Source organism: Pseudomonas sp. GD03862 (assembly GCF_029840855.1).
GTDB classification, from domain to species: domain Bacteria; phylum Pseudomonadota; class Gammaproteobacteria; order Pseudomonadales; family Pseudomonadaceae; genus Aquipseudomonas; species Aquipseudomonas alloputida.
This window is the reverse complement of record NZ_JAOCDI010000032.1, coordinates 29,997-48,878: the sequence shown is the minus strand read 5'-3', so window position 1 is coordinate 48,878 and position 18,882 is coordinate 29,997. Positions and strand designations below refer to the sequence as shown.

Sequence of the window (18,882 nt, the reverse complement as noted above, 5' to 3'; positions counted from 1 at the left end):
CGGTCGGAGAGACCGATTTCAACCCTACCCGAGGGTGGTCTTGGCCAAACCGGGAAAGTCTGTAATCAGGCTGTCCACACCAAAGTCAGCCAGCCGGCGCATCAGTGCCGGCTCGTTGACCGTCCACACCGACACATGCAAACCCTGGCCCTGTGCTTTGAGCAGGCGCTCGGGGGTGCACAGCGTCCAGTTCAATGCCAGCAGTTCGCAGCCGTAGTTCTGTGCCACCTTCAGCGGGTCGAGCCAGGCGTATTCGGCCACCAGCCCGCGCTTCACGTCTGGCACCAGTTCCAGGGCGGCGCCCAGTACTTCGCGTGAACTGGAGGTGATGGTCACCTTGTCCAGCAGGCCATATTGCTGGGCCAGTTCACGGATCGCCAGGACGGTGGTGGCCGCGCGGGTGCGCGAGGCGCTTTTCACCTCCAGTTGCCAGTGTTCGAACGGGCATTTTTCGAACAGCTCTTCCAGTTTCGGGATCGGGCAGGGCTGCACATGGCCCGGGCCGCCTTTGCGGGCATCGATCTTGACCAGTTCGGCGGCCGGGTGCTCGACCACTTTGCCGCGCCGGCCCGTGGTGCGCTTGAGGGTGGGGTCGTGGATGACCATCAGTTCGTTGTCGGATGACAAGTGCAGGTCCAGCTCGCAGCGGGTCACGCCATGGGACAGGCATTGCTGAAAGCTCTTCAGGGTGTTCTCGGGTGCTTCGCCCTTGGCGCCGCGATGGCCGTAGATCAGGGTCACGTTCGTTCCTTCAAATCAGGGAAAAATTGGCTCAGGAGGCGGGGTCGTTCAGTTCCAGCTGCTGGCGCCGTTGTTGTTGCTGGCGCTGCAGGATGTATCGGGCCAGCAGTTGTCGTTGGGCGTCGGTCATGTCGATGAACTCGGTACCGACCTCGAAGCCGCCCTCCGGGCGAGGGTCGCAATGGGTAACCTTGCCGCGCAGCAGCAGGCCGTGGGCGCGCGGCATCAGCACCATTTTCACTTTCACCCGGGTACCGGGGGCAATCTGTGTGGCGTGGACGGATTCGACGCCGCCTTCGGAAATGACCACCGGCAGTGGTTCGCCGACCTCGCCAAGCAGGGTTTGCCCAACCACCGCGCTGAGCAAGTCGAGGCGCTTGTTCTGTGCCCGCAGGAACGCGGCGAGGGTGCGGTCCTTGTCGCTTAACTGGCGCAACAGGTGTTGCGACTCGAAGTCGGCCAGGTGCAGCTCGCTGAGCAGGTTGAACAGCGGCGAATCATCTTGCAACACATCTGGTTCAAGGGCTTCGGCCGCGCTAAGGGGGCTTATTTGAAGTGCGATCCGATCTTCGATGCGGTAGTATTCGCGGCGATCTTCTTCGTCTAATGTCGTCATGGCGAACCCAAGGTAGCGGCGGTGGTCCGAGTGTAAAGCCGCCGTAGGCGCCTCGCCACAAGGACGTTCCCTTTCATCCGAACAAGCCCCGACATGTTCAGACCTCTTTTCGCATTCATCGGCACGCGTTATACCCGTGCCAAACGTCGCAATCACTTCGTCTCGTTCATTTCCCTGACCTCGATGATCGGCCTCGCCCTGGGCGTGGTGGTAATGATCGTGGTGCTGTCGGTGATGAACGGTTTCGACCATGAGATGCGCACCCGCGTGTTGGGGATGATTCCCCATGCCACGCTGGAGAGCGGCCAGCCCATTGCCGACTGGCAGGCCCTTGCCCAACAAGTAAAGCAGAATCCGCAGGTGGTAGCGGTTGCGCCGTTCACCCAGATGCAGGGCCTGCTGACCCATGATGGCAAGGTGCAGAAGGTGCTGCTCAATGGCATCGACCCCGCTCGCGAGCGCGAGGTGTCGATCATCGACAACTTCGTCCTGCAAGGCCGCCTGGACCAGTTGGCGCCGGGCGAGTGGGGCATCATGATCGGCGACAAGGCGGCGGCCAAGCTGGGCGTTGCCATCGGCGACAAGCTCACCTTCGTCGCCCCCGAGGTCAGCGTGACGCCCGCCGGCATGTTCCCGCGCATGAAGCGCTTCACCGTGGTTGGCACCTTCCACGTTGGCGCGGGGGAGATCGACGGCTACCTGGGCCTGACCAACATCAGCGACCTGTCCCGCCTGCACCGCTGGAAGCCCGACCAGGTCCAGGGCCTGCGCCTGAAGTTCGACGACCTGTTCCAGGCGCCGCGCGTAGCCTGGAGCATCGCCCAGCAGCTGGGCGACCAGGAATTCTATAGCCGTGACTGGACCCGTACCCACGGCAACCTGTACCAGGCGATCCGTATGGAAAAGGCCATGATCGGCCTGCTGTTGCTGCTGATCGTGGCGGTAGCGGCGTTCAACATCATTTCCACCCTGGTGATGGTGGTCAACGACAAGCGCGGCGACATCGCCATCCTGCGCACCCTGGGCGCCACGCCCGGGCAGATCATGCTCATCTTCATGGTCCAGGGCACGGTGATCGGGGTGATCGGTACGCTGATCGGCGCCGTGGTCGGGATCTTCGCGGCGCTGAACGTGAGCGCGGCGATCGCCGGCATCGAGACACTGATCGGCCACAAGTTCCTCAACGCCGACGTGTACTTCATCGATTACCTGCCGTCGCAGATCCTGGCCCAGGACGTGTACATGGTCTGTGGAGCGGCACTGGTCCTGAGTTTCTTCGCCACCCTGTATCCGGCCTGGCGTGCGGCCCGCACCCAGCCTGCAGAGGCGCTACGTTATGAGTGAGTCGCGCATGAGTGATAAAGCCGTTCTGAGTTGCCGCAACCTGGGCAAGTCCTACGACGAGGGCCCGGAGTCGGTGCAGGTGCTGTCCGGGCTCAACCTGGAACTGCGGGCCGGTGAGCGGGTGGCCATCGTTGGCAGTTCCGGCTCGGGCAAGAGTACCTTGCTCAACCTGCTGGGCGGCCTCGACCGGCCGACCCAGGGCAGCGTGTGGCTGGCTGGCGAAGAGTTGTCGGCATTGGGCGAGCGTGCCCGTGGCCTGCTACGCAACCGCGAGTTGGGCTTTGTCTACCAGTTCCACCATCTGCTGCCGGAATTCACCGCCATCGAGAACGTGTGCATGCCGCTGCTGATCGGCCGGACGCCCATCCCCGAGGCACGGGAGCGTGCCGAGGCGCTGCTCAAGCGGGTAGGCCTGGGCCACCGCTTGAACCACAAGCCGGCCGAGCTTTCCGGCGGCGAACGCCAGCGCGTGGCGATTGCCCGGGCGCTGGTCAACCGCCCCGGCCTGGTGATGCTCGACGAGCCAACCGGTAACCTCGACCACCATACCGCCCAAGGCATCCAGGAGCTGATGCAGGAGCTGTCCAGCGCTTCGCGCACGGCATTCCTGGTGGTCACCCACGACCTCAACCTGGCGCGGCAGATGGACCGTGTGCTGAAGCTCGACGATGGCCACCTGGTGGCCATCTGATCGACTGCCGGGGTGGCAGGTGCTGCCCCGTTTTCCTGTTTCCATTGGGTGATTTCGTACATGTTCAGACCCTTGCCCATCTTTATCGGCGCGCGCTACACCCGAGCCAAGCGTCGCAACCACTTCATCTCGTTCATTTCGATGACTTCGATGATCGGCCTGTCGCTGGGCGTGCTGGCGATGATCGTGGTGCTGTCGGTAATGAACGGCTTCCAGCGCGAAATGAGCTCGCGCATTCTCGGCCTGGTACCGCATGCCGCCATCCTGGGCGTGCAGCCGCTGGACGATTGGCACAAGGTGGCCGACGCAGCCATGAAGAATCCGGCGGTGATGGCGGTGGCGCCGATTACCGAGATGGAAGGCATGCTGTCGTACAAGGGCGCCATGCAGCCGATCCAGGTGGGTGGTATCGACCCGGCCGAGGAGGGCAAGGTTTCCATCGTTGGCCAGCACATCGTCCAGGGCCGCCTGCAGGGCTTGCAGCCCGGTGAATTCGGCGTGGTCATCGGTGAGCTGACCGCACGCCGCTTCCGCCTGAACACCGGCGACAAGCTGACCTTGATCGTGCCGGAAATCAGCAAGGAACCGGGTGGCATCACCCCGCGCATGCAGCGCCTCACCGTGGTTGGCATCTTCAAGGTCGGCGCCGAGCTGGATGGGTCGCAGGCCTATATCCATGTTGCTGATGCAGCCGAGATGCAGCGCTGGGCGCCAGGCCAGGTGCAAGGTGTGCGCCTGAAGCTGCACGACCTGTATGCCGCTCCGCAGGTGTCCAAGGCAATTGCTGCCGGGCTTGGTGACGCCTACCGGGCCGATGACTGGTCGCATACCCAGGGCAGCCTGTTCAGCGCCATGAAGATGGAAAAGACCATGATCGGCCTGTTGCTGATGATGATCATCGCGGTCGCGGCGTTCAATATCATCGCCACCCTGGTGATGGTGGTGAACGACAAGGGGCCGGACATTGCCATCCTGCGTACCTTGGGCGCCACGCCGGCGCAGATCATGGGCACGTTCATGGTCCAGGGCAGCCTGATCGGCATTGTCGGCACGCTGATTGGTGGCGTACTGGGCGTGATTGCGGCGTTCAATGTCAGCCAAATCGTCGGCTGGCTGGAGCGGGTGAGCGGGCAGCACATCTTTACCTCGGATGTGTACTTCGTCAGCAGCTTGCCGTCGCAGTTGCAGTGGGGGGATGTGGCGATCATCTGCACCGCCGGCCTGGTGATGAGTTTCCTGGCGACCATTTACCCGGCCTACCGGGCGTCGCAGGTGCAGCCGGCGATTGGCCTGGCGGTTTGATGTCTGCCTGAGATCCTGGGGGCGTGAAGCCCCTCAGGGTTACCGGTCTTGAGTGAACTCGATCACGAATCGGGTCCACCCATCCTCGCACTCCGCCCGTATGCATCCGCCATGGGCCTGCACGATCGACCGGGTAATCGCCAGGCCCAGCCCCGCATGCTCGCTGCTGCCTTCCCGTCGAGCCGGGTCCACCCGGTAGAAGCGGTCGAAAAGCCGCGGTAGCGCGGCCGGGTCGATAGCCAGCCCGGTATTGGCCACGTTGATCGTCGGCCCCGGCCCCAGGGTCACCTTGATCTGTCCTCCAGCCGGGGTAAAGCGCATGGCGTTGTCCAGCAGGTTGGACAGTGCCCGGCGCAGCATATGCCGGTCACCGTGCAGTACGGCTTCACCCTCGCGCAGCATCTGCACGTCGCTGTCTTCTGCCAGGGGCGCGTAGTACTCCAGCAGCGCATCCACCTCGTCATGCAGCGCCAAAGGCGCGTCCCCTGGTACCAGCAGGCCGTGGTCGGCCTTGGCCAGAAACAGCATGTCGTTGATCATCTGCGCCATCCATTGCAGTTCTTCCAGGTTGCCATGCAGCGCCTCTCGGTATTCTTCGAGGCTGCGTGGGCGGGTGAGGGTGACCTGGGTGTGCGTCAGCAGGTTGGACAGCGGCGTACGTAACTCGTGGGCGATATCGGCGGAAAACGCTGACAGGCGCTGGAAGGCATCATCCAGGCGCTGCAGCATCGCGTTCATGCTGCTGGCCAGCTCGGCCAACTCTTCGGGCATCTGCGCCACCGGCAGACGGGTGGTGAGGGAGCGCGCTGACACGCTGGCGGCCACCTGGCCCATCTGCCGCAATGGGCGCAGGCCGCTGCGGGCGGCCCAGGCACCCAATAGTGCGGTGATTAGCGCCGACAGGCCGACCGTCAGCCAGATCAGCCGTTGCATGCCCTGCAGGAAGTGCTGGTGGTGGGTGATGTCGAGGTACAGGGTCAGTCGCGGCGACTGCATGGCGCCCTGTGTCAGGGGCACGGACAGGCTGCGGTAGTCGATGCCTGGCGCATGCAGCGTGGCCAGCCCGGTGGCCTGCGCTGCATGCGGCAGCCCGCTGCGGCTTTCGAACCAGGTGGCGCCATTGCTGGCACTGATACGCAGGGCCAGGTCGGCCTGGTGACTCAGTTCATCGCGCAGGGCAGGCAGGCGGGCCTGGAGCTCATCAGCCGTGCTGACGCCAGCCAGTTGCGTACGAAACAATGACAGGCGCGAGTCCAGCAGTTGTTGGTCGAGTTCGACGAAGTGCTGCTCGCTGGCCCGGCTGAACAGCAGGCCAGCGCCCAGCGAGACGGTGGCGGTGCAGGCGGCGAACAGCATGGCCAGGCGGCTGCCGAGGGAAACCCGGCGCATCACTCGGTGCGCTCTTCGAGTACGTAACCCATGCCGCGGACGGTGTGGATCAGCTTGTTGGGGTGCGGGTCGTCGATCTTCAGGCGCAGGCGGCGGATGGCCACTTCGATCACATTGGTGTCGCTGTCGAAGTTCATGTCCCACACCTGCGAGGCGATCAGCGATTTTGGCAGCACCTCACCCTGGCGGCGCAGCAGCAGCTCAAGGAGTGAGAACTCCTTGGCGGTCAGGTCGATGCGCAGCCCGGCACGCTCGGCGCGGCGGCGGATCAGGTCCAGGCGCAGGTCAGCCAGGCTCAGGATCGTGTCCTGGCTCGGGCTGGTGCCACGGCGCAGCAGGCTGCGTACCCGGGCCAGCAGCTCGGAAAAGGCGAACGGCTTGACCAGGTAGTCGTCGGCGCCCAGTTCCAGGCCATGCACGCGATCCTCGACGGCGTCGCGGGCGGTCAGGAACAGCACTGGCGTATCCAGGCCAGCCTGGCGCACGGCCTGAAGGATCTGCCAGCCGTCGCGGCCGGGCAGCATCACGTCGAGGATCAGCAGGTCGTGGTCGCCGGTCAGGGCGAGGAACTGGCCGGTCTCGCCATCGGTGGCCAGCTCGGTGGCAAAGCCGGCCTCGCTCAGGCCTTGGCTCAGGTACTGGCCGGTGCGGGCCTGGTCTTCGACGATCAGCAGTTTCATGCGCTGTCCATATTCTGAAAGATTGTGCGTAGCCTATGGCGCCGCTTTACCGCTAGCACAGGGGCAATGGGATGGCTGAAATGATACGTGACGATGTGCCCGCTCGCCCAAGCTGACAAAGTTGTAATGTGCCTGTCAGGTAGCTGCCAGTCGTCCCCGGCTAATGTGGCCTCATCCTGCTGTGTATTCCCGGAGCCATCATGAAACACCTGTTCATTGCCGCCACCCTTGCCCTGGGCAGCCTGCCGGCTTTCGCTGGCCAGGCGCAGAGCTTCGCCTTTGGCGAGCCTGCCCCGGCGGCCAAGGCCACCCGTACGGTCAACGTGGTGCTCAAGGACATCGCCTTCGAGCCAAAAAGCCTGCAGGTAAAAGCCGGCGAGACGGTGCGCTTCGTGCTGGTCAACGAGGGCAAGCTGCCGCACGAATTCAACCTGGGCGACAAGGCCATGCATGCCGAACACCAGAAGGAAATGGTCGCCATGCAAGGCAAGATGTTCACCGAGGCGATGAACCACGAAGGTATGGATCACGGCAAGATGATGAACCACGGCCAAATGATGGACCATGGTGACGGCCATGGTCACGGGGGTGGCAACACTGTGATGGTCATGCCCGGCCAGCGCGCCGAACTGACCTGGACCTTCCGCCAATCGGCGCCCATCGAGTTTGCCTGCAACGTGCCGGGGCATTACCAGGCGGGTATGGTCGGGGCATTGACCATTGAGTGACTGGCCCTGCAAGGCGGAGTGCAAAACCGGTAGACTAGGGGCAATTTCGAACCTCTAGGTCAGTTTCCATGCATCCCGCTGCCGAACATTCCCCGCTGGGCAAGTCCAGCGAATACATCGCCACCTACTCCCCGGAGCAGCTGTTCCCGATCCCGCGCACTGCCAAGTGGGCCGAGCTGGGCGTCACTGCACTGACCTTGCCCTGGCAGGGGGTGGATTACTGGAACTGCTTCGAGCTGAGCTGGCTGCTGCCTTCGGGCAAGCCGGTGGTAGCGATCGGCGAGTTCGCCATCCCGGCTGATTCGCCAAACATCATCGAGTCCAAGTCATTCAAGCTGTACCTCAACTCGCTGAACCAGACGGTGTTCACCTCGCTGGGCGCGTTGCAGGCTTGCCTGGAAAAAGACCTGTCCGCCGCTGCCGGCAAGCCGGTGGGGGTGACGGTGCGCACCCTGGCCGAGGTTGAAGCCCAGGGTGTGGTGGCTTTGCCGGGGCAGTGCATCGATGCACTGGACGTGGCCATCAGCAACTACGAGCAGCCGCAACCAGAGCTGTTGCGCTGCAACCCGGAGCGGGTGGTGGAAGAAACCCTGCACAGCCATCTGCTGAAGTCCAACTGCCCAGTCACCGGCCAGCCGGATTGGGGCAGCGTGGTGGTCGAGTACAAGGGCAGGGCGCTGGACCACGCCAGCCTGCTGACCTATCTGATCAGCTTCCGCCAGCATGCCGACTTCCATGAGCAGTGTGTGGAACGGATTTATCTGGACCTGAAGAATCTGCTGCAGCCGGAGCACCTGACGGTCTATGCGCGCTATGTGCGCCGCGGTGGGCTGGACATCAACCCGTATCGCAGCACCGGGCCGATCAGCCCGGATAACAAACGGCTGGTCCGGCAGTAATACAGGGGGGGGGCCGCTTTGCGGCCCCCGCTATTTCAGATCCCCATGCTGTGCAGCGAGTTGGCAATGCTGCGCAGGGTGGCTGTGAGGTCGGGGTGGTCGGCCTCGAAGCGTTCGATCGCCAGGTTCACGCCGTCCACCAGGTTGTTGTCTGGCGTGGCTTCCTCAAGTTTCAGTTGCGCCTCGATCTGGCGCGCCTCTTCGTGCAGGGCGGCCAGCTCTTCTTCCGAAAGCGGTACGTTGCGGTCCAGTTGCTCGCGCAAGCTGTTCAGGCGCTCTTGCAATTCGCGGGCAGGCATTGGCTATTCTCCATCAATGGCTTGGCAAGCCATGGACCTCGGCGACGTGGCAAAGGTTCTGGCCTGTCTTCAGGGTAATCTACCTGCTGCCGATTTGCATGATCCGCGTCAAGACGGCTGTATCAGGGTTTTTCACCCTTGCGCCGGCGCTGGGCGATGTCCACCAGGCAGGTGTCCAGCGCTTCCAGATGGTCGATCACCGAGTGTACGCCCAGGCTGAACAGCGCCAGCGTCGCCTTGCTGCGCGCCAGATCCTGCTCTTGCGGGCTCATGGCTTGCCATTGCGCAGAAGTGCGGTCGCATAACGGGCTGCAGGCGGCCAGGCCTACTGTCCACAAGCCGGCGTTAAGGCCAGACTGCAGCAGGCGCGGGTCGCCGCTGACCAATACGCAGCCATCCAGGCGCTCGCTGTCCAGCGCCATCAGTGCCTGCCAGCAAGCGTTCGGCGCTGGCCAGCGCACGCCATTGACCGCATGCCCTGGCAGCCAGTCGGGCAGTACATGGGCCAGGCGCTCGCTTTGCGCGGTATTGAGGTCATCCAGCCAGATGCACGGCACTTGGCGCTGACGCAGGCTGGCAAGGGTGGCCAGGGCGCCGGGGGCGGGTGATGGCGCGCCATGGGTAGCCTGCACCAGGCAGCCGCGCAAGCCGAACAGTACAGCAGTGAAGGCGGGCGCAGTGTCCATGGCAACTTCCCCCAAATGGTTCGAAGGCTATGCGTTGATTGTTACCGTCCTGTGACATCGCCCGCTGCGCAACAGTTGTTCACAAAATATTGAGCAAAAATGTGTAAGGCTGTTTATCAGCCCGCAAGTCTCTATACTGCCGCCTTGATAGCAGCGCGACGTGTTGCGCTTGCGGCCAAGAAATTCGATGGAGAAACATCTATGCGTAGGATCGGTGCCAGTGTGATCGAACGAGTCACCCAGGCCTGTGTCTGCGCCAGCATGCTGCTGGCGCCCGCGGCAGCCACCCAGGCCGCCACCGAGGAAGATCCCTGGGAAGCGGTCAACCGCCCGATCTTCCGCTTCAACGACACCCTCGACACCTATGCCCTCAAACCATTGGCCAAGGGCTACCAGGCGGTCACTCCACAGTTCCTCGAAGATGGCATCCACAACATCTTTCGCAACCTGGGGGACGTGACCAACCTGGCCAACAACGTGTTGCAGCTCAAGCCGCATGCGGCGGGCGTGGATACGGCGCGGTTGATCGTCAACACCACCTTCGGCCTGGGTGGCTTCTTCGATGTGGGTACCAAGATGGGCCTGCAGCGCAACGACGAGGACTTTGGCCAGACCCTGGGTTACTGGGGTGTGCCGAGCGGGCCGTATGTGGTCATCCCGCTGCTGGGCCCAAGCACTGTGCGTGATGGTGTGGCCAAGTACCCGGACACCTACACCAAACCCTATCGCTACATCGACCACGTGCCTACGCGCAATTCGATCTTCGCGCTGGACCTGATCGACACCCGCGCCAGCCTGCTCTCGGCCGAAAAGCTGATTCAGGGTGACAAGTACATCTTCATTCGCAATGCCTACCTGCAAAACCGCGAGTTCAAGGTGAAGGATGGCGAGGTCGAAGACGACTTCTGATCTGTGAACCTGGGGCCGTAAAGCGGCCCCTAGTTCAATGCATGGCCAGAATCCGCAGCCCGAACTTCTGCTGCCCGCCCGGCTGGTCGGCAATCCATACCACTTCGGTGCTGGCATGCAGCCCCTTCAGCGCCGGATGGTCGGAGTCGATCCGTACCTCGATCTGATCACCCACCAGAAAGCGCTGTGGCGCCTGCACCTGCATGCCGCCGCTGGACAGGTCCAGGCACACCGCCGCAATCACCTGGCCTTCGTGCAAAAGGCTGACCTCGGTGTCGATGCGCATGCGAATGAAGTCGCGTTTCTCGCTATGGCTGGAGGGCGTGTGGGGCATGCTGCATCCTTCCCGTCGGGTTGCGCTGGTCGACTTTCTTATAACTCCCGGTGATTTGCCCTGTAAAGAGCGGCGAGGTCGACCCCAGCATGCTTGAAACCCCTGCCGGATGGGAGTACCGTCTGCGCCTTACAAGGTACCTCTGACAGTTGCCGGGCAGGTGTTCTTGTCCTACAACTCAAGTAGAGTGTGACCATAAAGAATTCCCGTAGCTGGCCGTCTGCCTTGCCGACACCGCTGCACCAACCTAAATCGGCGCCGTTCGCCCACATGCAGAAAACCAGTGCAACGCTGCTGATCATCGATGACGACGACGTGGTCCGTGCCAGCCTCGCCGCCTATCTTGAAGACAGTGGTTTCAGCGTCCTCCAGGCCGGTAATGGCCAGCAGGGGCTTCAGGTCTTCGAAGAACACCAGCCCGACCTCGTGATCTGCGATCTGCGCATGCCGCAGATGGGCGGCCTCGAACTGATCCGTCAGGTCAGCGAGCGTGCGCCGCAGTTGCCGGTGATCGTGGTGTCCGGTGCCGGCGTCATGAGTGATGCGGTGGAAGCGTTGCGCCTGGGCGCCGCCGACTACCTCATCAAGCCGCTGGAAGACCTGGCCGTACTCGAGCATTCGGTGCGCCGCGCCCTCGACCGCTCGCGCCTTGTGCTGGAAAACCAGCGCTACCGCGACAAGCTCGAAGCCGCCAACCGCGAACTGGAGGCCAGCCTGCACCTGTTGCAGGAGGACCAGACCGCCGGTCGCCAGGTGCAGATGAACATGTTGCCGGAAAGCCCCTGGGTGGCCGGCGAGTTCGCCTTCGAGCACCAGATCATCCCGTCGTTGTATCTTTCGGGTGATTTTGTCGATTATTTCCGCGTGGACGAGCGGCGCATTGCTTTCTACCTCGCCGATGTATCCGGGCATGGGGCGTCGTCGGCCTTTGTCACCGTGCTGTTGAAATTCATGACCACGCGCCTCATGTTCGAGCTCAAGCGCAGCAGAATGCGTGAGTTCAAGCCGTCTGAAGTGCTCAGCCACATCAACCGCGGTCTGATCAACAGCAAGCTGGGCAAGCACGTCACCATGGTCGGCGGGGTGATCGACGAAGAGTCCGGCCTGCTGACCTACGCTGTCGGCGGCCATTTGCCGTTGCCGGTACTGTACACCCCCGAACATTGCCGCTACCTGGAAGGCCGCGGCCTGCCGGTGGGGTTGTTCGATGAGGCCACCTACCAGGACCTGGTGGTGGAGCTACCCCCGCAGTTCAGCCTCAGCCTGATGTCCGATGGCATTCTGGACCTTTTGCCGGGTGATACGCTCAAAGATAAAGAAGCCGCCTTGCCGGAGATCGTCAAGGCAGCAGGTGGCAGTCTGGATGGGCTGCGTCAACGATTTGGATTGGCTACGCTTGGGGAGATGCCGGATGATATCGCCCTATTGGTGTTGAGCAGGAACCTTCAATGAGTACCGGTAGAATTCAGTTCGCCGAGCAGAGCGGTACCTTCGTACTGAAATTCGTTGGTGAAGTGCGCCTGACCCTGTGTTCGGCGCTGGATGCGACGATCGAGAAAATTTTCACTGCGCTGAACTTCTCGGCGATTGTCATCGACCTGACTGAAACCGAGAGTATCGACAGCACCACGCTGGGCCTGCTGGCGAAGCTGTCGATCCTGTCGCGGCAGAAGGTGGGCCTGCTGCCGACGGTGGTGACTACCAATCCGGACATTTCACGGCTATTGCAGTCGATGGGCTTCGATCAGGTGTTCAACATCGTCGATCGGCCGATACCCTGCACCGATTGCCTGACCGACTTGCCGTCGCAGGACCAGAATGAAGATGTGGTGCGCTCCAAGGTGCTGGAGGCGCACAAGATCCTCATGGGCCTGAATGACTCCAACCGCGAAGCCTTCCATGATCTGGTCAATGCGCTGGAGCGGAGCTGATCTATAGCCTGTGCCGGCCTCTTCGCGGGTAAACCCGCTCCTACGACGGCCTGCGCCCAAACACCAATGTGTGTCCACCCCCAATCAGGTGTAGGAGCGGGTTTACCCGCGAAGAGGCCGGCACAGGCTGTAAAAATTCTGAATCTCACTGCTCCCGGTTTTTAAACTCTGTAGCCTCACCCCCGCCCGCATCCAGCTGATACACCCGCGCCGGCCGCCCCTGTTCATCAAAGAACACCTGTCCCAGCCCGGCACCATTCCACAGCCGTTCCCCGGCCTTGCTGTGGCTGGGCGTACGCGGCATCACCTCCATTTCTCGGCGCTTGGTAAACCAGTTGAGCGGCGAGCGTGGCGCATACAGCCAGCGGTTGAGCCGGTCGAGCACATCCAGCAAGCGCCGGGGGAACTCGTTCTTGATTCCGCTACTAGTCACCTGCCACAAGTGCGGGCTGCGCTGGCGGTGGCGAATCAGCACCTCATACACGAACGAGTAATGCACATCCCCCGACAGCACCACGTAGTGCCCCGGCGTGCGCGAGTGGCGGAAGATATTGAGGATGACCTGTGCTGCACCGCGGTGGGCCATCCAGTTTTCGGCATCCACCAGCAGGGGGTAGCGCAGCCAGCTGAACACCTTCTGCACCGTCTCGATCAGCTTCACCCCGAAAATCGGCGCAGGTGACACGATGACCGCCGAAGGATGATCGAGCAGTGCTTGCTGCAATTCACTCAGCGCTTCCCAGTCCAGCAGGCCGGACGGCTTGGCCAGGTTGCTTTCGCTGCGCCAGCGGCGGGTGCGGGTGTCCAATACCAGCAGCGGTGGTTCTGTAGGCAGGCTGAACTGCCAGCCCTGGAAGCGCAGCAGCTCGCCTATCAACTCATCCTGGTTCTGGCGGGTCAGCACCTGGCACTGTTCGATCAGCGGATTGCAATCGTCCGGGCTGTTGCCCCAGGCCTGGCAGAGCAGGTAGCCGAGCAAGGCGTTGCCGATGATCCTTCGCGAGAATGGGTGGCCGTAGGCCGTTTCCTCCCACTGCGCCGAGAGGTTCCAGTCGTCGGTGATGTCGTGGTCGTCGAAGATCATCAGGCAGGGCAGGTGGGCCATCACCCGCGCCACCTGACCGAGATTGTCGGCAAACCCCTGGATCAGCGGCAGCTCTTGCCGGTATCGGGCTTGATGCTCGTCGCTGAGCCCGCTGGGGATGCCCAGGTCCACCAGCTGCCAGGGCACCGGCGACCACACCAACAGGTACATGGCCATGACTTCGGCGAAGGTCACCAGATGGTTGTCGGCGTTGCTGGACGAGAAGATCGGCTTGCGCTTGCCGCCGAAAAAACGCTCGCGCAGGGTATCGTTGCGTTCCAGCGCCGGCAGCAGGTCGGCGCGGTGGTAGTAGCTGGCCGGGTGCTGGTACAGCGCCTGGCTGTCGGCTACCACCGCACCTTCCAGTTGCTCGTCGGACAAGCCCAGGCGCGAGATCAGGCTATGGATGGCGCGCAGCATGGGGCCCGCGACATCGTCGGCGTAAACCTGGTCGCCCGTCATCACTAGCACGGCGGGGCGGTCTTCGGGCTTCTTGCACCCCTGCAGCAGCCGGTCGGCGCACAACAGGCCGTCGGCAGCAGGGTGGTGCGGCTTGCGGCAGGAGCCGTGCAGCAAATGGTCGAGGCGCTCACGCAGCACCAGGCTCGGGCGTGGGTTGCCGGGGTAGAGCAGGTGTGGGGCCCAGTCGGCAATACCCTGGCCATTGATCAGCAGGTCGTAGTCGAGCAGCTGGTTGCAGGGCAGGGGGCTGGCGAATTGGATGTCCAGCAGGTGAACGTAGGCATGCCGGCCAATCGGCACCACTTGGCAATCGACTTGGGCCTCGCTTGCCAGGCAGACGAACTCGGGCTGCAGTGGTTGGGTAGTGACCAGCCAGACGGCCAGACGCTGGGGTTCCAGGCGGCGCAGTACCGGGCCGGCGAGAACGAGGGGCAACGGGTTAGGGGAGGTCATCGACAGCTCGGGTGGCTATGGCGGCCTGTTCGCGGGCAAGCCCGCCCTTACATCGATCGGTGTAGGAGCGGGCTTGCCCGCGAACAGGCCCGAGAATTCAATACACAACTAAGGCGTGGCAAACAAAACGGGCGGAAAATACTGAACACTTCCCGCCCGTCAGGCAAACACGAACTGTATCAGGCCTTTTCAGCCATCAACTTCTCCAGCTTTTCCTGGTCCCGCGCAAACTGGCGGATACCTTCGGCCAGTTTCTCGGTGCCCATGGCGTCTTCGTTCATCGCCCAGCGGAACTGGCTTTCGTTCAGGTGCTGCTTGGCTTCACCGGCGTTGCCCGGTTTCAGCACCTGCGGCAACTCACCCTGGTCATCGCTGAGCTGCTGCAGCAGCTCGGGGCTGATGGTCAGGCGGTCACAGCCGGCCAGTTGTTCGATCTGGCCGATATTGCGGAAGCTGGCGCCCATCACCACAGTGTTGTAACCATTGGCCTTGTAGTAGTTGTAGATGCGGGTGACCGACTGCACGCCTGGGTCCTCGGCGCCCACGTATTCCTGGCCGGTGCTCTTCTTGTACCAGTCGTAGATACGGCCCACGAACGGCGAAATCAAAAACACCCCGGCATCGGCGCAAGCCTGGGCCTGGGCGAAGGAGAACAGCAGGGTCAGGTTGGTCTGAATGCCTTCCTTCTCCAGCTTTTCGGCGGCGCGAATGCCTTCCCAGGTGGAGGCCAGCTTGATCAGCACGCGCTCTTTTGCCACTCCGGCCGCCTCGTACAGGGCGATTAGCTGACGAGCCTTGTTCAGCAGGGCTGGCTCATCGAACGACAGGCGAGCATCCACCTCGGTGGAGATACGCCCCGGGATGACCTTGAGAATGCCCGAGCCTACCGCCACCGCAAACTTGTCGCAGGCCAGGTCGACATTACCCTTGGCGTCGGCCTTCACCTGTTTAAGCAGGTCGGCGTAGCCCGGGATGGCAGCAGCCTTGAGCAGCAGCGACGGGTTGGTGGTGGCATCGACCGGCTTCAGGCGGGTGATGGCGTCCAGGTCCCCGGTGTCGGCGACCACGGTGGTGAACTGCTTGAGTTGTTCCAGCTTGGAGGTCATGGGCGTGCTCTGTCCTGTGCATTTACTCGACATTACCCGAGCCCCGGCAGCCGCTCAAGGGCCGCCGAAACCCTGCGGACCCGCTGGCCCGCACGGGGCTGTACGAAAGGTGAAGATTCGAGTCGCAAGCAAGCCCGAGGTTCCCTCCCTCTGAGGTCACCGCCCCTGCAACAACTCCACGGCCTGGTCAAACACCGCCAAGGGTTCGGCCGCCTTGTGAATGTCTGCCGACAGCAACTGGCGGAAGCGCCGCGCCCCTTTGAATCCTTGGGCCAGCCCCAGAATATGCCGGGTAACGTGGTGCATCGCACCGCCACTTTCCATATGCGTCACGATGTAAGGCCGCAGTTGCGCCAATGCCTCGCTACGGCTGACCACCGGCGCATCGCTGCCAAACAGTTGCTGGTCTACCTCGGCCAGCAGATAAGGGTTGTGATACGCCTCGCGCCCCAGCATCACGCCATCGAAGGTTTCAAGGTGTGCCTGGCATTCGTCCAGGGTCTTGATCCCGCCGTTGAGCACGATCTCCAGGTCCGGGAAGTCCCTCTTCAACTGCGCTGCGATGTCATAGCGCAGCGGCGGAATCTCGCGGTTCTCTTTCGGCGACAGCCCTTCCAGAATCGCGATGCGTGCATGCACGGTAAAACTCCGGCAGCCGGCCTCACGCACCTGGCCGACGAAGTCGCTCAGTTCGGCGTAGCTGTCGCGGCCGTTGATACCAATGCGGTGCTTCACTGTCACAGGCGTCGATACGGCATCACGCATGGCCTTCACGCAGTCGGCCACCAGCGCCGGGTGAGCCATCAGGCACGCGCCGATCATGTTGTTCTGCACCCGGTCGCTCGGGCAGCCAACGTTGAGGTTGACCTCATCGTAGCCCGCTTCCTCAGCCAGGCGCGCACAAGCGGCCAGGTCGGCCGGCACACTGCCGCCCAGTTGCAGGGCCAGCGGGTGCTCAGAAGCATCGTGGCGCAGGAAACGGTGGGCGTCGTTGTGCAGCAGGGCACCGGTGGTGACCATTTCGGTGTAGAGCAGGGTTTGCCGGGAGAGCAGGCGCAGGAAGAACCGGCAATGTCTGTCGGTCCAGTCCATCATGGGGGCAATGCTGAAGCGGCGTGACGGCTCAGGGCGCGTGGGTTGTGGCTTCAAGCCTGATTTTGCGGTCATTTCGTTCAACGTGTTTTGTACCAATTTTCGGGGTTTTGGGGCGTTTGTACCAAGCGCTTGGTACAACGTACCAATCTCAGATGGCAACGATCAGAACGCGTAAAAAGGCCGATGGCAGCACTGGCTACCTCGTCCAGATCCGCATTTATCGCGAGAAGGTGACAGTCTACCAAGAGAGCCAAACGTTCGCCCGCAAACAGGCTGCAGTGGCTTGGGCGAAGCGACGGGAAACCAAGTTGGCTGAACCTGGTGCTATCGAGCGTGCCACCCAGGTATGGCACACGGTCAAGGAGATGATCGGTCATTACCTAGTGGAGGCAGAGAAAGCTCGGCCTCTGGGCGAGACCAAGCGACGCAGAACAACTACTTGGGTGAGTAGGTCCATTCCGACATCTCTCAGCAGGTGCTGGTGGACTATGCCCTATGCCCTATGCCCTATGCCCTATGCCCTATGGCGTATGGCGTATGAGCCATGCGAGGATGAAGTGTTGGCGCACATGGCGTTTCCCAAGGCGCATCGACAGCAGTTGCACAGCACCAACCCGCTTGAGCGGCTCAACGCCGAGATCAAGCGTCGCACCGATGTCGTAGGGATTTTTCCCAACGATCCAGCGATTACGCGACTGGTAGGCGCGATGCTGCTGGAGCAGAACGACGAGTGGTGCCTGCAGCGGCGTTACATGCAGTCGGAGGCCTTTGAGGCAGTCAGCGATAATCCACAGGTCAAGCTATCGGCCGTGATCAGCTAAACGGCAAACTCAGTGGTCAGAGCTATGATGAGTTACACAACTTCCTGGGACACGACCTGCTGGAGTGCGAGTTTCGCAAATTGTGGGAGTGAGTTCGCAGTCAGTGACAGTGGTTTTGCAGTGCGTTTTGCGAATGTTCACTAGTGGCTACTGAAATTCCTCCATGAGAGGGATTCAGGGTTTTTCGAATTTTATTTGACTGGAAAGTTTCTGGGCGTGAGCTACGGCATCGTGAGTTTTTTCACCATGGGACTGCCATTACGAACCATCAGGACGTCAACTGTTTTTCCTCGTCGTGCTCGTGCAAATTCTGCAGCGTCTGGAATTTGGTCAACAGTCAGGTTATCTGCTTTAAGAATTACATCGCCAGGAAGGAAGTCTGACTGGTAAGCAGCTGAACCGCGCACTATCGCAGTGATCACAACAGCCCTTTGAGTACCAAGAGCCTGAGCTTCCGTAGCAGTGGGCGCGCGGAAATGGAGCCCTAACGGCTGGTTTGTCTTGACGTAATATGTTGCAGTCTGGAAATAGGTGTCACGGCTGACTGGAACTACAGTCCATTGCTGACCTGAAATCGTTCCGTAAGAGGAACCGTAAGCGGTAGCAGATCCTCCAGAGTTATTGTAGGCGGTCGCTTGGCTATAACTGCTTACGGTTTGTTGAGTCGGAAGTGATAAGGGGACAGCTGTTGTATCCGTGCGCTGATAAATGGGCTGATAGTAGACCACTAAGTCAGCACCAACCGTCTGCCCTTGTTGAACAGCTTTTTGCTGGTTCGATAATTTATCGCTGAACATACTGAAGCCAAGTGCTTCATAGCCATTTTCATAGTATGACTGAACATCTTGGACGGGATTTGAACCATACGCCACAACCGGTAAGGCCGGAGCGGGAGCTGTTCGATTAGCGGCGATATATTCCGAATCAGAAAGAGATTTATAGCTGGTGGCGTACGGGTTTGCGCAGCCGGCTAAAACCAGGAGCCCACTCATGAGCAGTACGTTTCTAATCACGCCAGTTACCTTTTGAAAATGCTTGGTCGGCAGCAGGTGCAGCGTAGAACGTTGTCTAGCCCATTGACAAGAAAATCCCCTGCCTGCTGGAGGGGCCTGCACAGATTGCGATCTATAGGTATTGCCAGTCGATAGTGCCTGGGTGTATCGAGTATTTCCGGTCATCGTGGCGGGCCACTCGCTGCGGCGTTACACCCCTCTGAGGAGCGTGAAGCGAACCTAGCATAGAAGCTACACTGCACGCCCCGATCACCCACGACAGCCTGCTCCAATCCATCGCAGGCTCATGAAAAGGAAGT

Annotated in this window: 19 protein-coding genes and 2 pseudogenes; 10 read left to right on the top strand and 11 right to left on the bottom strand. The window is 61.6% G+C overall.

Annotation, left to right across the window (positions count from 1 at the left end; genetic code table 11):
• Positions 1-24: 24 nt before the first annotated feature.
• The gene (locus tag N5D53_RS19770; protein WP_003248799.1) at positions 25-741 is read right to left on the bottom strand and encodes a glycerophosphodiester phosphodiesterase family protein; all 717 of its coding nucleotides are present in this window, start codon (positions 739-741) and stop codon (positions 25-27) included.
• 31 nt (positions 742-772) lie between these two features.
• On the bottom strand, positions 773-1,357 hold the full coding sequence (locus N5D53_RS19765; protein ID WP_064491085.1) for a PilZ domain-containing protein: 585 nt from the start codon (positions 1,355-1,357) through the stop codon (positions 773-775).
• A gap of 93 nt (positions 1,358-1,450) precedes the next feature.
• Between N5D53_RS19765 and N5D53_RS19760 the strand changes: the two genes are divergently transcribed.
• The 3 genes from N5D53_RS19760 to N5D53_RS19750 are packed head-to-tail and all read left to right on the top strand — an operon-like array spanning position 1,451 to position 4,694.
• On the top strand, positions 1,451-2,701 hold the full coding sequence (locus N5D53_RS19760) for a lipoprotein-releasing ABC transporter permease subunit (protein WP_010953141.1): 1,251 nt from the start codon (positions 1,451-1,453) through the stop codon (positions 2,699-2,701).
• A gap of 7 nt (positions 2,702-2,708) precedes the next feature.
• Positions 2,709-3,392, top strand: a complete 684-nt coding sequence (lolD, locus tag N5D53_RS19755; protein ID WP_172830932.1) for a lipoprotein-releasing ABC transporter ATP-binding protein LolD — start codon at positions 2,709-2,711, stop codon at positions 3,390-3,392.
• 60 nt (positions 3,393-3,452) lie between these two features.
• A complete protein-coding gene (locus N5D53_RS19750; protein ID WP_026031816.1) occupies positions 3,453-4,694 on the top strand; it encodes a lipoprotein-releasing ABC transporter permease subunit in 1,242 nt (413 codons plus the stop codon).
• Between the two features lie 39 nt (positions 4,695-4,733).
• On the opposite strand, the gene cinS is transcribed toward N5D53_RS19750, so the two are convergent.
• Both cinS and cinR read right to left on the bottom strand, forming a co-directional pair.
• Positions 4,734-6,086, bottom strand: a complete 1,353-nt coding sequence (gene cinS / locus N5D53_RS19745; protein WP_198748145.1) for a two-component system sensor histidine kinase CinS — start codon at positions 6,084-6,086, stop codon at positions 4,734-4,736.
• Entirely contained in the window at positions 6,083-6,763 is a 681-nt protein-coding gene (gene cinR, locus N5D53_RS19740; protein WP_010953145.1) for a two-component system response regulator CinR, read from the bottom strand. Before cinR ends, cinS begins: the two co-directional genes overlap by 4 nt.
• 200 nt (positions 6,764-6,963) lie before the next feature.
• Between cinR and N5D53_RS19735 the strand changes: the two genes are divergently transcribed.
• Positions 6,964-7,491 carry a cupredoxin family protein gene (locus tag N5D53_RS19735; RefSeq protein WP_279840624.1) on the top strand — a complete coding sequence of 176 codons (528 nt, stop codon included), beginning with the start codon at positions 6,964-6,966 and terminating at the stop codon, positions 7,489-7,491.
• A gap of 68 nt (positions 7,492-7,559) precedes the next feature.
• Positions 7,560-8,390, top strand: a complete 831-nt coding sequence (queF, locus tag N5D53_RS19730; protein ID WP_279840623.1) for an NADPH-dependent 7-cyano-7-deazaguanine reductase QueF — start codon at positions 7,560-7,562, stop codon at positions 8,388-8,390.
• Positions 8,391-8,425: 35 nt separating this feature from the next.
• Here the strand turns inward: queF and N5D53_RS19725 are convergent, their stop codons facing one another.
• Both N5D53_RS19725 and N5D53_RS19720 read right to left on the bottom strand, forming a co-directional pair.
• Complete coding sequence (locus N5D53_RS19725; protein ID WP_003248815.1) at positions 8,426-8,689, bottom strand: DUF4404 family protein; 264 nt, start codon at positions 8,687-8,689, stop codon at positions 8,426-8,428.
• A gap of 122 nt (positions 8,690-8,811) precedes the next feature.
• On the bottom strand, positions 8,812-9,375 hold the full coding sequence (locus N5D53_RS19720) for a hypothetical protein (RefSeq protein WP_012053149.1): 564 nt from the start codon (positions 9,373-9,375) through the stop codon (positions 8,812-8,814).
• A gap of 201 nt (positions 9,376-9,576) precedes the next feature.
• Between N5D53_RS19720 and N5D53_RS19715 the strand changes: the two genes are divergently transcribed.
• Entirely contained in the window at positions 9,577-10,284 is a 708-nt protein-coding gene (locus N5D53_RS19715; protein WP_064491079.1) for a VacJ family lipoprotein, read from the top strand.
• 34 nt (positions 10,285-10,318) lie between these two features.
• Here N5D53_RS19715 and N5D53_RS19710 read toward each other — a convergent pair whose 3' ends face one another.
• Positions 10,319-10,618, bottom strand: coding sequence for a PilZ domain-containing protein (locus N5D53_RS19710; protein ID WP_014859666.1), 300 nt, complete (start codon positions 10,616-10,618; stop codon positions 10,319-10,321).
• A gap of 270 nt (positions 10,619-10,888) precedes the next feature.
• Between N5D53_RS19710 and rssB the strand changes: the two genes are divergently transcribed.
• Both rssB and rssC read left to right on the top strand, forming a co-directional pair.
• Positions 10,889-12,070, top strand: coding sequence for a two-component system response regulator RssB (gene rssB, locus N5D53_RS19705; RefSeq protein ID WP_010953151.1), 1,182 nt, complete (start codon positions 10,889-10,891; stop codon positions 12,068-12,070).
• Positions 12,067-12,549: an anti-sigma factor antagonist RssC gene (rssC, locus tag N5D53_RS19700; protein ID WP_010953152.1), complete on the top strand. Its 483-nt coding sequence runs from the start codon at positions 12,067-12,069 to the stop codon at positions 12,547-12,549. The genes rssB and rssC overlap by 4 nt, the downstream gene beginning before the upstream one ends.
• Positions 12,550-12,694: 145 nt before the next feature.
• Here rssC and N5D53_RS19695 read toward each other — a convergent pair whose 3' ends face one another.
• From N5D53_RS19695 to dusA, 3 genes are all read right to left on the bottom strand, one after another.
• On the bottom strand, positions 12,695-14,548 hold the full coding sequence (locus tag N5D53_RS19695) for an alkaline phosphatase D family protein (RefSeq protein WP_279840622.1): 1,854 nt from the start codon (positions 14,546-14,548) through the stop codon (positions 12,695-12,697).
• Positions 14,549-14,727: 179 nt separating this feature from the next.
• Positions 14,728-15,654, bottom strand: coding sequence for a transaldolase (gene tal, locus N5D53_RS19690; protein WP_108190590.1), 927 nt, complete (start codon positions 15,652-15,654; stop codon positions 14,728-14,730).
• Positions 15,655-15,810: 156 nt separating this feature from the next.
• The gene (gene dusA / locus N5D53_RS19685; protein ID WP_190870156.1) at positions 15,811-16,803 is read right to left on the bottom strand and encodes a tRNA dihydrouridine(20/20a) synthase DusA; all 993 of its coding nucleotides are present in this window, start codon (positions 16,801-16,803) and stop codon (positions 15,811-15,813) included.
• Between the two features lie 98 nt (positions 16,804-16,901).
• On the opposite strand from dusA, the pseudogene N5D53_RS19680 reads away from it, so the two are divergent.
• Together N5D53_RS19680 and N5D53_RS19675 are read left to right on the top strand one after the other, a co-directional pair.
• Positions 16,902-17,174, top strand: a pseudogene (locus N5D53_RS19680) (site-specific integrase); the annotation flags it as partial.
• Positions 17,175-17,297: 123 nt separating this feature from the next.
• A pseudogene (locus N5D53_RS19675) lies at positions 17,298-17,570 on the top strand (transposase); the annotation flags it as partial.
• Between the two features lie 221 nt (positions 17,571-17,791).
• Here the strand turns inward: N5D53_RS19675 and N5D53_RS19670 are convergent.
• Positions 17,792-18,583, bottom strand: coding sequence for a PDZ domain-containing protein (locus N5D53_RS19670; RefSeq protein WP_162996137.1), 792 nt, complete (start codon positions 18,581-18,583; stop codon positions 17,792-17,794).
• Positions 18,584-18,882 lie beyond the last annotated feature (299 nt).